The sequence below is a fragment of the Nakamurella lactea DSM 19367 genome (assembly GCF_000426645.1).
Lineage (GTDB): Bacteria > Actinomycetota > Actinomycetes > Mycobacteriales > Nakamurellaceae > Nakamurella > Nakamurella lactea.
The window spans coordinates 150,441-162,517 of sequence record NZ_KE384550.1 but is presented as its reverse complement, the minus strand read 5'-3'; the positions used below and the strand labels follow the sequence as shown (position 1 = coordinate 162,517).

The following is a 12,077-nucleotide window of genomic DNA, read 5'->3' as shown; positions in this document are numbered from 1 at the left end:
CTGTGGGAATCACGCTGTCGACGCAGGAAGTTGCCGAGGTCATCGGGACATCCGGCACCGCCGTACTCACCACGCTGCGCAAGGACGGTCGCCCGGCGTCGCTGCCGGTGTGGTACGTGGCATTCGACGGGGCGCTGCACTTCCGTTCCCCGACAAGGACCTTTCGGGTGCGGCACCTGCGACGCGATCCACGGGTGAGTGTGCTCCTGCACGACGGCGAGCACTGGTCCCGGCTGCGTGGAATCCTCATTCACGGCGATGCCGAGTTTCTCGAGGACCCCGCTCTGCGTCGGCGGGTCGCCGACGCCTTCGACGCCGAGTTCGCCGACCTGCGGGTGCCGGCAGCGCAGCTACCGAGGGCGGTCACCGCCCACTATGCCGAAGAAGCGATCTTCCGGGTGTCCATCCCCGCCCGGCCCACCACCTGGGACAACACCAAGATCCGGCTGAACCCGTGAGCCGACGGACGGAGAAGGTTGCCGCACCGGATCAGCGCGGCGCCATCCGCAGGGCGCCGTCCATCCGGATGGTCTCCCCGTTGAGGTAGTCGTGGGCGACGATCATGCCGACCAGCTGAGCGTATTCGTCCGGTCGGCAGAGTCGTTGCGGGAAAGGAATACCGGCGGCCAGGGATGCCCGGAACTCCTGGCTGACGGTGGCCAGCATCGGGGTGTCGACGATGCCGGGCGCGATCGTGTTCACCCGGATCCCGTACTGCGCCAGATCCCGCGCCGCCGGCAGCGTCAAGGCGACCACCCCACCCTTCGACGACGAGTAGGCCGCCTGGCCGATCTGGCCCTCGTAGGCGGCCACCGACGCGGTGTTGACGATGACGCCGCGCTGGCCGGACGCCAACGGCTCGGTCCGGGCGATCTGTTCGGCGGCGAGCGCGAGCACCGTGAACGTGCCGATGAGGTTGATCTTGATCACCGATGCGTACAGCGACAGGTCATGGACTCCCTTCTTGCCCAGAATGCGCGCCGACGGCCCGATCCCGGCGCAGTTGACCACCGTCCGCAGCGGCCCGGCGTCGGCGGCCAGCGCGACCGCCGCTCGCACCTGGTCCTCGTCCGTCACGTCGGCGTTGAGGTAGCTGACGCCGGCGACGTCCGGCGCCGACCCGATGTTCAGATCCAACCCGAACACGGTGGCGCCCTTGGCGGCCAGCAACGCTGACGTCGCTGCGCCCAGGCCGGAGGCGGCTCCGGTGACGATGGCTGTGCTGTTCTCGAGTTGCATGTCTCTCCCGTTAGTCAACCCATCAGTTGGTTGGGTAAAGTGATACCAGCCTCGGCCGGCAGGGAACTTCTCAGGGTCGTTCCCGGTGTCGCCGGCACCTGCATCACGCGCCGTTCGGAAGGAAGTCCCTTGATTCGCACCCGATTCACCGACCTCGTCGGCGTGGAGTATCCCCTGGTCTGCGGCGGGATGACCGGCCTCGGTACGGCGCCGCTGATCGCGGCGGTCGCGAACGCCGGCGCCCTTGCCTTCCTGACCGCCCTGACCCAGCCGACGCCGGAAGCGCTGGCCGCGGAGATCTCCCGCACCAGGGACCTGACCGACCGGCCGTTCGGCGTCAACCTGACCATCCTGCCGACCATCACACCCGTTCCGTACGACGAGTATCGCGCGGCGATCATCGAGAACGGTGTCACCATCGTGGAGACCGCGGGTTCCAGTCCGGAACCGCATCTGCCCGCCTTTCACGCCGCCGGCGTGAAGGTCATCCACAAGGCCACCAGCGTCCGGCACGCGGTCTCCGCCGCACGCAAGGGGGTCGATGTCATCAGTATCGACGGGTTCGAGTGCGCCGGGCATCCGGGCGAGGATGACGTTCCCGGTCTGGTGTTGATCCCGGCCGCCGTCGCGAAGATCGACATTCCGGTCATCGCATCGGGTGGCATCGCGACCGGCGCCGGCCTGGCCGCGGCGCTCGCGCTGGGCGCCGAGGGGGTGAACATGGGCACCCGCTTCATGGCGACCACCGAAGCGCCGATTCACCGGAACGTCAAGGAACAGATCGTCGCCAACGGCGAACGCGACACGGTGATGGTGTTCCGGCAGTTCCACAATTCGGCCCGGGTTGCGCGCAACGGCATCTCGGAGCAGATCGCGGCGATCGGGTCCCGCCCCGGTGCGACGTTTGCCGACGTGGCCGAGCTCGCCTCGGGTGCCCGCGGCCGGTCGCGGGTGCTGGAGGCGGGAGACCTGGAAGACGGGATGTGGTGGGCGAGCATGGCGCAGGGTCTGATCAACGACGTGGACAGCTGCGATGCCGTCGTCCGGCGGATCATCGGCGACGCCGAGTCGATCATGTCGAAACGGCTGCCGGGGTTGCTGTCCGACCAGGATCGTTGACGTGTCCCGGCCCGACAGCGAGGCGGTGCTGCTCGACGTCGAAAACGGTGTCGCGCGGATCGTACTCAACCGACCGGACACCGGTAATGCGCTCACCGTGGAGATCTGCCATGGTCTCCGAGCGGCGTTCGAGTCGGTCTCGAACGACCCATCGGCGCGCGTCGTGCTGTTCTCCGCGCAGGGCCGGCAGTTCTGCGCCGGCGGCGACCTGCGGGCCATCGCGTCCGCACCGGATCATGCCGCGTTCGTGCTGGAACTCGTCACCGCCGCGCACGCGGCGGTGCGATCCATCGCGGCGCTGCCAAAGCCCGTCGTCACCGTTGTGCACGGAGCCGCGGCCGGGGCGGGCCTGTCCCTGGTGCTGCTGTCCGATCTGGTCGTCGCGTCCGACCGGGCGAGCTTCATGACGGCGTACACCGCGGTCGGGTTGACGCCAGACTGCGGCCAGTCCTGGTTGCTGCCCAGGGCCATCGGCACGACCCGCGGCCTCGACCTCACGCTGCAGCCGCGCCGGGTCGGCGCCGCCGAGGCACTGTCCATCGGACTGATCGCCAGGGTCGCCGCCGACGGGACCCACCTGGCGCAGGCGGATCAGCTGGCCAGGTCGCTCGCCGACGGCCCTGCGGCGGCATCGGGGCAGGCACGTGCCCTCATCCGGCAGGGCTACGCGGCCGGATTCGACGCCCAACTGGACCTGGAGGCCGCCACTATCGCGGCGATGGCCGGCACAGCCGAGTCCGCTGCCCTCATCGCCGCGTTCCTCGAGGCGAGCGAATAGGCCGGAGACCATCGCGGTCGGCATCGCGCCGGCCGCTACCGCCGGTCAGGTGCGCACGTTGGCCGGGTTGAAGCTGACGCCGTCGTGCCGCTGCTGGGCACCGATCACGTGCGTGACGGCGTTGATCAGCGCCAGGTGGGTGAACGCCTGTGGGAAATTGCCCAGGTGCCGCCCGCTGTGCGGCTCGATCTCCTCGGCGTACAGCCCCAGGGGTGAGGCGTGCGACAGCAGCCGCCGGCACAGTGCGTCCGCCTGATCCAGCTCACCGATCTCCACCAGAGCCGACACCAGCCAGAACGAGCAGATGGTGAAGGCGCCCTCGGTGCCCATCAGCCCGTCGTCGGTCTCCTCGGTGCGGTACCGCAGGACCATCCCGTCGGCGGTCAGCTCGTCGGCGACGGCCTTGACCGTCGCCACGATCCGCGGATCGTCCGCCGGCAGGAACCGCACCAGCGGCAGCAACAGCACCGACGCGTCCAGCGCCTCGGTCCCGTAGTGCTGGACGAACACTCCGCGGTCGTCCACCCCGTTGGCCAGCACGTCGGCATGGATCTCGTCGGCGACCTGCTGCCACTGGTGCACGAGCTTGTCGGCGCCGCCACGGGCGGTGGCCAGCCGGACGCCGCGATCGACGGCGACCCAGCACATCACCTTCGACGAGACGAAATGCTGTGGCTCGCCGCGCATCTCCCACATTCCGGAGTCCGGGTCGCGCCAGTTCGCGATCGCCGACTCCACCTGGGCCACCACGATCGGCCAGAGCTCGTCCGGCAGCCGGTTCTTGGATCTGCTGTGCAGGTAGATCGAATCCAGCAGCGCACCCCAGACGTCGTGCTGTTTCTGCCGGTAGGCGGCGTTGCCGACCCGCACCGGCCGGGCGCCGCCGTAGCCGTCCAGGTGGTCGAGGGTGAACTCGGTCAGGTCGTGTTCGCCGCCGATGCCGTACATCAACTGCAGGTTCTTCGGATCGTCCTTGGCCACGTCGTGGATGAAGTAGAAGAAGTCGTCGGCCTCCCGGTCGAAGCCGAGCGTGTAGAGCCCCCACAGGGCGAAGGTCGAGTCCCGGATCCAGCTGTACCGGTAGTCCCAGTTGCGTTGTCCCCCAGGGGTTTCCGGCAGTGAAGTGGTGGCGGCGGCGAGCAGGGCGCCGGTCGGCACGTAGGTGAGGCCCTTGAGTGCCAGCGCCGACACCTGCAGATAGCTGCGCCACGGGTGATCGGGAAAACTGCCCTGGGTCAACCATTCCCGCCAGAAACTCTCGGTGTGCGCCATCCGGTGCTCGGCCTCCTCCACCCTGGTCGGCACCGGCAGCGCGGAGAAGGACAGCGCGACGAAATGCTTGTCGCCGGCATTCATCCGGGTCCGGGCGACGGCGACCGGGCCTTCGACGCCGAATCGCAGCGACGACGTCAGCCGCAGGGTGGGTGAGCCCGGTTTCGCGGAGCCCTTCCCGTCCGCGGTGTCGTGAGCCCCATCGGCGCCGGCCGGCGCCGCCCCGGTGCCGGCGAACCTGGCCGGCCCGGCGGTCGCCTGCAGCACGTCGTACCCGCCGTTCGCGTACTCCCAGTCGGGCGCGCTGCGGGCGTAGTCGAACATCGGTTCGCACTCCACCGAGAGGTCGACGGCGCCGTAGGTGCACTCGATGATCCGCAGCAGACAGTGCCGGGCATCGTCGTCGGTAGGTGCCCGGCGATGGCTGTTCGACCGTTCCTCGACGTCGTGCCAGGGCCCCACCACCAGGGCGTCCCGCACCACCAGCCACCCGGTCGGGGTCTGCCAGGTGGTCTCCAGCACCAGGGTGCCGGGCAGGTAGCGACGGGCGGCCGGTACCGCGACGTTCACCGGGCTGACCCGGAACGAACCGGCGTCGCGGTCCACGATGGCGCCGAAGATGCTCGGCGAGTCGGGCCGTGGGACGCACATCCATTCGACCGAGCCGTCCGGTGCCACCAGGCAGTTCGTCTCGCAGTCGGACAGGAATGCGTAATCGGCGATCGGTGGGAAGTGGTCGGGCGTCGTCATCTCCGGCATGTAGTCGATTGTGCGGCAACGGGCGCCGCCCGGTGGGACCTGGCCCCGGTCAGCCTGCAAGACTGCCGGTGTGACGCAGAATCCGGCGACCAGGCAGATCGTGTTGTTGCGGGGGATCAACGTCGGCAAGGCGAAGCGGATCGCGATGGCCGACCTGCGGTCGCTGCTCGCCGGGCTCGGTCACACCGAGGTGGTCACCGTGCTGCAGAGTGGGAACGCGATGGTGACCGCTACGACGGAGCCGACGGTCACCGAACAACTGGTGCACGCGGCCATCACGGAGCGCTTCGGGTTCGACGTCGCGGTGCTGGTCCGGTCGGCGGACGAGCTGGCTGCGGCGATTGCCGCCGATCCGTTCGGACAAGCCGCGCCCGATGGGTCGAAACACTTGCTGGGCTTCCTGTCCCGTCCGCCGAAGGCCGGATCGGTGGCCGCCGTGCTCGACCGTCACCCCGACGGGAATCTGCGGTTCGAGGGGGGTCACCTGTACCTGTGGTGTCCGGACGGCGTGCTGAAGTCGCCATTCGCCACCGTCGACTGGCAGCGGGAACTCGGCGTCGACGTCACCATGCGTAACTGGAACACGCTGACGAAGCTGGCCGCCCTGGCCTGACTTCCCCGCGTAGCGGGGTTCGCCCGGCCGGGCTCGCCGCGCTCGCCGCGCCCGGCCGCGCTCGCCGCGCTCGCCGCGCTCGCCGCGCCCGGCCGCGCTCGCCGCGCCCGGGCGGACCCGCCGAGGCCGACGATCAGCGGGTGAGCTGGTGGACCGTCGCCCGGAACAACCGGGGATGACGGGCCGCCGCGCCGACCAGCCGACGACGCACCGGTTCGCGGCGCCGGCCGGCCAGCAGCGCGCCGGTCAGGTAGCGGTAGCGACGGGTGACGCCTCGCCAGGCACGTTCGTAGTCGGCCGGTCGGTCGGCGGTCAGGCAGCGGATGAGTTCCCGGGCGCTGCGGGCGGCGATGTCGATGCCCTCCCCGGTCAGCGCGTCGACGTAACCGGCGGCATCGCCGACCAGCAGTACCCGGCCGGCGACCCGGCTGCCGACTCTTTGTCGCAACGGTCCCGCGCCGCGGACCTGATCGCCGGCAACGCCTTTCAACCTTTCGGCCAGCTCCGGGAAGGCGGTCAGCTGCTCGTCGAACGAGCCCCGTCGATCGGTCAGCAACGCCACCGACAGCAGGTCGGGTCCCAGCGGCGTCAGATAGGCCTCGGCGGCGGCGGCCCACCGGACCTCGACGTGATCGGTCCACGGCGTGATCTGCAGATGACGGCGTAGTCCCCAGCGGGGCGCCGAGCGGTCCGGCAGCTGCAGCCCCAGTGCGTGTCGGATCCGCGAGTGCAGGCCGTCGGCGGCCACCAGGTAGCGGGAGGTGAGAGCGCCGGCCCTGACCCGCTCGCCGTCCTGCTGGATGTCACCGACGGATCCCTCGACGAACTCGACGCCGGCCGCCTCGGCACGCCGGAACAGCGCTCCCTGCAACAGGTCCCGCCGCATTCCCCAGCCGGTGCCGGAGCCGAAGCGGGCCTCGGCGAGATATCGGTCGTCCAGATAGCGGATCCCGACGAAGGCCGCGCCGGGTAGCTCGACGCCGGCCCGCAACCCGAACCCGGCCAGCAGCTCGACCGCACCGGGCATCAGGCCCTCGCCGCAGGCCTTGTCGATGGGCGAGCGTCGCGGTTCAACCACCCGGACGGTCAGCCCGGCGGCGCGGGCGAACAATGCGGTGAACAGGCCGGCCGGCCCGCCGCCGGCGACCGTCAGATCGATCACGTCGGAACCGTTGCCAGCGCAGCGTTCTCGGCGCGAATCCGGGTCCGCAACAACACCGCGTTCACCACCGTGAAGATCGCCGCCGTCAGCCAGGCGGTGTGCACCAGCGGCAGGGCCGCACCCTCCACGACCACCGCGACGTAGTTCGGATGACGCAGCAGGCGGTACGGTCCGGTCCGCACCAGGCCGAGCCCGGCAACTACCACGATCCGGGTGTTCCACTGCCGGCCGAGGGTGCCGATGCACCACCAGCGCAGGGCCTGGCTGGCCAGCACCAGGCCGAGGCAGGGCCACCCGAGCGCCGGCAGGAACGGCCGGTCGGCCAGCAGCACCTCGGCCGCACAACCGATCAGCAGCCCGGTGTGCAGGGTGACCATCGCCGGGTAGTGACCCGCACCGACCTCGGTACCGCCGCGCTCGATGCTCCACCGCAGGTTGCGCCGGCTGACGATCAGCTCGAGCACTCGCTCGGCGGCCACCGCCAGTAGCAGGATCAGATAGCCGATCACCGGTTCACCAGCGCAACAGTACGAACTCGGAGCAGAATCCGGGCCCGAGCGCCGTCAGCACGCCGTAGCTGCCCGGCGCCGGCTGGCGCTCCCGCTGCGTGTCGGCCAGCACGTGTAGTACCGAGGCTGACGACAGGTTCCCGACCTGGGCCAGCGACGTCCGGGTCAGTTTCATCGCATCGTCGGGCAGCCCGAGGGCGGTGGACATCGCGTCGATCACCCTGGGACCGCCGGGGTGGGAGACCCAGTGGTCGATCCGGTCGACGGACAGCCCGTTGTCGGTCAGGAACGCCCGCATTCCCGGGCCGACGTATCGCTCGACCAGCTCCGGAACGGCCGCGTCCAGCACGATCTTCAGGCCGCCGGCTGTCACGTCCCAGCCCATCGTCCGCGCGGTGTCCGGGAACAGCTGGCTGCGGGCGGCCAGCACCCGTGGCCCGGTCCGGGCCGGGGAACCGGCGGCGCGGTTGCTGCCGACGCCGACCACCGCGGCGCCACCGTCACCGAACAGACCGCTGGCCACCAGGTTCGCCATCGACCGGTCGCCGCGCTGGATGGTCAGCGAACACAGTTCCACCGACAACAGCACCCCGACCTGATCCGGATGACCGAGCAGGTGGTCGTGCAGCCGGGCGATGCCGGCCGCGCCGGCCACACAACCCAGGCCGAACAGCGGCATCCGGATCACGTCGGGCCGCAGCCCGATCCGGCCGGCGATCCTGGCCTCCAGCGACGGGACCGCGATCCCGGTGATGGTGGTCGAGATGACCAGGTCGACGTCGGCCGCGGTCAGGCCCGCCTCCTGCAACGCGCCCTGCACCGCCCGGGCGCCGAGTTCGACCGCTGCCTGCAGATAGGCGTCGTTCGTCATCCCGAAGTCGGTGAGCTCGCGGTACCGCTCGATCGGCAGCGCCAGGTGCCGGAAGTCGACCTCGGCGTTGCGGTGCAGGCGCCGCAGCAACGGACGCTGGTCGCCGTCCGGCAGGCACAGCTCGGCGAACGCCTCGGTGAGCTCGGCCTGCGGGTATCGGTACTCCGGGACCACGCCGTGCACCGCCGCCAGGGTGGTCATCACCCCACCGTATCCGCGTCGGCCCGCCGCCGGTGTCCCTAACATCGGAGGATGTCCCGGGTCCGAGCGTTGCTGATGGCCTGCCATCCGCTGCCGACCCTCGCCGTCACCGTGGTCGGCGGGGCGCTGGGCGGTGCCGTCGGCCTGTCGGCCGGCCGGCTGCTGGTGCTGGTCGCCGCGATCCTCACCGGGCAGTTGTCGATCGGCTGGAGCAACGATGTGCTGGACGCCGAGCGCGACCGGCGCAGCGGCAGGACGGACAAGCCGCTGGCGGTCGGCAGCATCGATCGGCGGACGGCCACGCTCGCCACCGGCATCGCCGTGCTGCTGGCGGTGGCGTTCGCGCTGGCGCTCGGCGGCTGGGCAGGGGGTGCGGCGCTGTCGATCGTGGCGTGCGGCTGGGCGTACAACCTGGGCCTGCGGTCGACGGTGCTGTCGTTCCTGCCGTACGCGATCGCCTTCGGCGCACTGCCGGCGGTCGCGACGCTGGCCCTGCCGACCGCGCCGTTGCCGGCCTGGTGGGCGGTGGCCGCCGGGTCGATGCTCGGCGTGGGTGCGCACCTGTTGAACGTGCTGCCGGATCTGGAACAGGATGCAGCGAACGGGATCCGTGGTCTGCCACACCGTCTCGGCCCAGGTCCGTCGACCGGCTGCGCGGTGCTGCTGGTGCTCGGGGCGGCGGCCGCGCTGCTGTTCGGCCCGGTCGGGCCGGTGCCGCCGTGGCGATGGATCGCGTTCGGTGCGATGGTGGCCGGCGCCGCCGGAGTGGCCGTGCTGCAGCGCCGTGGTCCGGCTGGCAGATGGCTGTTCAAGGCGCTGATCGTCGGAGCCGCGATCGATGTGGTGCTGTTCGCCGTCTCGGGCACCGGAATGACGACCGGCAGCTGAGCTCCTCTGCAGGTAGCTGCGCACCGCGGATCATGAATGGCGGTTACCGCCGTGGCGGCCTCCTCGTCTCGACCAGACCGAGTTCACGGGCGCGGCCGATAGCATCCTCCCGTCTGCCGGTGCCGAGTTTTCGATAGATGTTGCGAACGTGGGTCTTGACCGTGTTGTGCGAGACCACCAGCTCCTCGGCCGTCTGTTCCAGCGTCAGCCCGACGGACAGTTGCTGCAGAACAACGTGTTCCCGCGAAGACAACCGAACGAGGTCCACCGAAGACGGGTACGGCGGGCGGTGTTCACGTGCGATCCGCAGCAGCTCGAGCACGCCGGCCGGCGACTGCTGGTCGACCAGATCGGCCAGCGGTACGGTGGCGAACGGGCGCAGCAGCCCGTTCCCCGCGCCCAGCTCGCCGGCGCGTCGCAGGGTGTCTCGCGCGGATGGTCGATCGCCGGATGCCGCCTGAGTCGCGGCCCGGATGGTCAGCATCTCCAGACGATCCCGGGTGGTTGCTCCCTGCTCCCAACTGAGGTCGGTGGCCAGTCGCTGCGCCTCGACCAGGTCGCCGGACAACAGCGCCAACCTCGCGGCCGGCACCTGTAGCAGCGAATGCGGCCCGTGGTTCTGCAGCATCCGATGTGCCTGGCTCCCCCGTCCGGCTGACAGCAACAGCGCCATCTCGGCCGCGGCCAGCAGTGGCGTGGCAACCGCTTCCGGACCGAGCAGGTGGCGCCGGGTCAGCTGCTCGCGCTGCAGCCGATCGAGCATGCCGAGGGGATCACCGAAGTGCAGAGCATATTGCGCATGGGCATAGAGCACGAACGCCCACAGGTCGCTGTCGGGCAACGTCGGCGGCAATTCGTGTGCGACCGTCTTCGCCGTCTGGAGGTCGAAGGCGTCCAGTGCCACCAACAGACGCGCCGAGGCCGCAATGGCGCGGATCTCGCCGGTGTCGATGGTTCGCTCGACCGCAGCACGATCGAATCTGGTCAGCCAGTACTCGGCGGCCGGGATCTCGCCCAGCACAGCGTGATCGAGCGCGAGCAGCCCGGCGGCCGCCGGTACCTCCCGACGGTCGGATCCGGCCCGGTAGGCGGTGGACAGCAGGTGTTGGGCATCGCCGAATGCTCCGGTGAGCAGCAGGCTGAGTCCGGCCACCAGGTTGACGGTCGGAAAGTACCGCGCGGCCGCCGCCGGCTGAACCGACCGGGCCGTTGCGGCGACGGTCAGCAGGCGGCGGACAAAGGTTGCGGCGCGGGCGAACTGGCCGCGCTGACGCAGCACCATGGACGTCAGCATTCCGTTGTCGATGATGTCGGCAGCCTTGGCGGTGATCCCGAGCTGGGTCAGCTGGCCCGGCGAGGCGGGGAGGGTGGCGTCGGTCAGCAACCTGGACTCGGGCACCGGCAGTACCAGTTCCCGCAGCGCGACCACCCGTTGACTGCCGGCGAGCGATTCCCACGGCGCCGTGGTGAAGGCGCGGACCAGTGCGTCTCGCTCGGTGAGTTGCAGCGTCCACCAGTGCCTTTCCATCACCGCGACCGCCAGCGGCCAGTCCCGGGCCTGCAGGCAATGATGCAGGGCGGTCGCGGGTTGTCCGTGCTCGAAGCACCAGAGCGCCACCCGCCGGTGCAGTTCAGGAAGCCGGTCCGGGTAACGCACCGTCAGTTCTGCCCGGAGCGCCCGGCGGGCGGCCCCCGGCCATCGATACATGACTTCGCCCGAACGTTCGGTCGCCATCAGCAGACCCTCGGACTCGAGCCGGCTCACCATCGCGGTGGCGTCGACCCCGGTGATCGCATCGGCCAACCCGACGGTGAACTCCGCCGGTAGCGAGGTCAACAACGGGAAGTCGAGAGTCGGCCGGTGAGTGACGATCGGGGCCAGCCGCCGGCGCAGATATCCGACTGCGGTATCGACGGTGAGCCGTGCCAGGTAACCGGGATCGGGTGGCGCATCGGCCAGCCGGCTCACCACCAGCCGGGTGAGTTCCGGCCAGCCGCCGGTGTCGGCATGCAGCACGTCACTATGGAAGGCGCCCGGCCGCAGGCCAGCGGCTCCGACCAGGGCGGCAGTCTCGTCCTCGGTGAACCGCAGGTGTTTGGCGGTGATCTCGGTGGTGGGCAGCCGGCCGGTCAGTTCGGCCGGGAAGTGCTGTCGGCCGCGCAGGCAGACCAGCACTCGCAGACCTGGGGTGGCACCGATGGTTTCGACCAACTCGACATCGATCCCGTGATCAGTGACGTTCTCGAAACTGTCCACCACGAGCAACAGTGGTCCGGCCGCGGCCAGTAGGTGCTCGGCGATTCCGCGCGCGCTGCGCCATGGACCTGGCGCCCGCGCGGCCGGATCGCCGGGGGATCCGTCGGCCTGCCCGAGTGCGTGAATCAGCTTGGCCCAGAACGTCTCCGGATCGCCGCCGCCCATCGGCACCCGCAACCATGCCGTTCGCTCCGACCCCGGGCGACCCGGCCAGGGGCCGCCGGCCGCGCAGCCCAGCCAGTCGGAGACGAGGGTGGTCTTGCCGAAGCCGGTCGGTGCCCGCAGCACGATGAGCGAGGCGGCACTGTCGAGCATGGTGAGCAAGCGCGGTCGCTGGATGGTCGGATCGGGCCGGCGGGGACGCGGCACGGTGGGGCAAGGCACTGGACGAGGTTCCTTGAAGTCCGTC

The 12,077-nt window shown here is 70.3% G+C and carries 11 protein-coding genes; 5 read left to right on the top strand and 6 right to left on the bottom strand.

Translation table 11 applies throughout. The annotated features are described in order from the left end of the window. Positions 1–2: 2 nt before the first annotated feature. The gene (locus K340_RS34790) at positions 3–458 is read left to right on the top strand and encodes a pyridoxamine 5'-phosphate oxidase family protein (RefSeq protein ID WP_051267527.1); all 456 of its coding nucleotides are present in this window, start codon (positions 3–5) and stop codon (positions 456–458) included. A gap of 31 nt (positions 459–489) precedes the next feature. On the opposite strand, the gene K340_RS0124340 is transcribed toward K340_RS34790, so the two are convergent. After that, positions 490–1,239 carry an SDR family NAD(P)-dependent oxidoreductase gene (locus tag K340_RS0124340; RefSeq protein ID WP_029138606.1) on the bottom strand — a complete coding sequence of 250 codons (750 nt, stop codon included), beginning with the start codon at positions 1,237–1,239 and terminating at the stop codon, positions 490–492. A 129-nt stretch (positions 1,240–1,368) separates the two neighbouring features. On the opposite strand from K340_RS0124340, the gene K340_RS0124335 reads away from it, so the two are divergent. Continuing rightward, positions 1,369–2,358 carry an NAD(P)H-dependent flavin oxidoreductase gene (locus K340_RS0124335; protein WP_029138605.1) on the top strand — a complete coding sequence of 330 codons (990 nt, stop codon included), beginning with the start codon at positions 1,369–1,371 and terminating at the stop codon, positions 2,356–2,358. Position 2,359: 1 nt separating this feature from the next. After that, complete coding sequence (locus K340_RS0124330; RefSeq protein WP_161632176.1) at positions 2,360–3,136, top strand: enoyl-CoA hydratase/isomerase family protein; 777 nt, start codon at positions 2,360–2,362, stop codon at positions 3,134–3,136. 45 nt (positions 3,137–3,181) lie between these two features. Here K340_RS0124330 and K340_RS0124325 read toward each other — a convergent pair whose 3' ends face one another. Next, a complete protein-coding gene (locus tag K340_RS0124325) occupies positions 3,182–5,167 on the bottom strand; it encodes a glycoside hydrolase family 15 protein (protein WP_029138603.1) in 1,986 nt (661 codons plus the stop codon). Positions 5,168–5,237: 70 nt separating this feature from the next. Here K340_RS0124325 and K340_RS0124320 point away from each other — a divergent pair, with 70 nt between their 5' ends. Then, positions 5,238–5,780: a DUF1697 domain-containing protein gene (locus K340_RS0124320; protein ID WP_029138602.1), complete on the top strand. Its 543-nt coding sequence runs from the start codon at positions 5,238–5,240 to the stop codon at positions 5,778–5,780. A gap of 133 nt (positions 5,781–5,913) precedes the next feature. Here K340_RS0124320 and K340_RS0124315 read toward each other — a convergent pair whose 3' ends face one another. From K340_RS0124315 to K340_RS0124305, 3 genes are read right to left on the bottom strand one after another with little or no spacing between them, the layout of a single operon-like run. Beyond that, positions 5,914–6,942 carry an NAD(P)/FAD-dependent oxidoreductase gene (locus K340_RS0124315; protein ID WP_029138601.1) on the bottom strand — a complete coding sequence of 343 codons (1,029 nt, stop codon included), beginning with the start codon at positions 6,940–6,942 and terminating at the stop codon, positions 5,914–5,916. Further along, complete coding sequence (locus K340_RS0124310) at positions 6,939–7,451, bottom strand: isoprenylcysteine carboxyl methyltransferase family protein (protein WP_029138600.1); 513 nt, start codon at positions 7,449–7,451, stop codon at positions 6,939–6,941. The genes K340_RS0124315 and K340_RS0124310 overlap by 4 nt, the downstream gene beginning before the upstream one ends. Before the next feature lie 4 nt (positions 7,452–7,455). Continuing rightward, complete coding sequence (locus K340_RS0124305) at positions 7,456–8,523, bottom strand: type III polyketide synthase (RefSeq protein WP_029138599.1); 1,068 nt, start codon at positions 8,521–8,523, stop codon at positions 7,456–7,458. A 51-nt stretch (positions 8,524–8,574) separates the two neighbouring features. Here K340_RS0124305 and K340_RS0124300 point away from each other — a divergent pair, with 51 nt between their 5' ends. Then, on the top strand, positions 8,575–9,411 hold the full coding sequence (locus K340_RS0124300) for a UbiA family prenyltransferase (RefSeq protein WP_029138598.1): 837 nt from the start codon (positions 8,575–8,577) through the stop codon (positions 9,409–9,411). 43 nt (positions 9,412–9,454) lie between these two features. Here the strand turns inward: K340_RS0124300 and K340_RS0124295 are convergent, their stop codons facing one another. Further along, positions 9,455–12,052, bottom strand: a complete 2,598-nt coding sequence (locus K340_RS0124295) for a LuxR C-terminal-related transcriptional regulator (protein WP_154674465.1) — start codon at positions 12,050–12,052, stop codon at positions 9,455–9,457. Between the last annotated feature and the right edge of the window lie 25 nt (positions 12,053–12,077).

Bases quoted from the DNA above. Each gene is read 5' to 3' on its own strand.
- K340_RS0124340 (WP_029138606.1), bottom strand. From the start codon at position 1,239: ATGCAACTCGAGAACAGCACAGCCATCGTCACCGGAGCCGCCTCCGGC.
- K340_RS0124325 (WP_029138603.1), bottom strand. From the start codon at position 5,167: ATGCCGGAGATGACGACGCCCGACCACTTCCCACCGATCGCCGATTAC.
- K340_RS0124305 (WP_029138599.1), bottom strand. From the start codon at position 8,523: ATGACCACCCTGGCGGCGGTGCACGGCGTGGTCCCGGAGTACCGATAC.
- K340_RS0124300 (WP_029138598.1), top strand. From the start codon at position 8,575: ATGTCCCGGGTCCGAGCGTTGCTGATGGCCTGCCATCCGCTGCCGACC.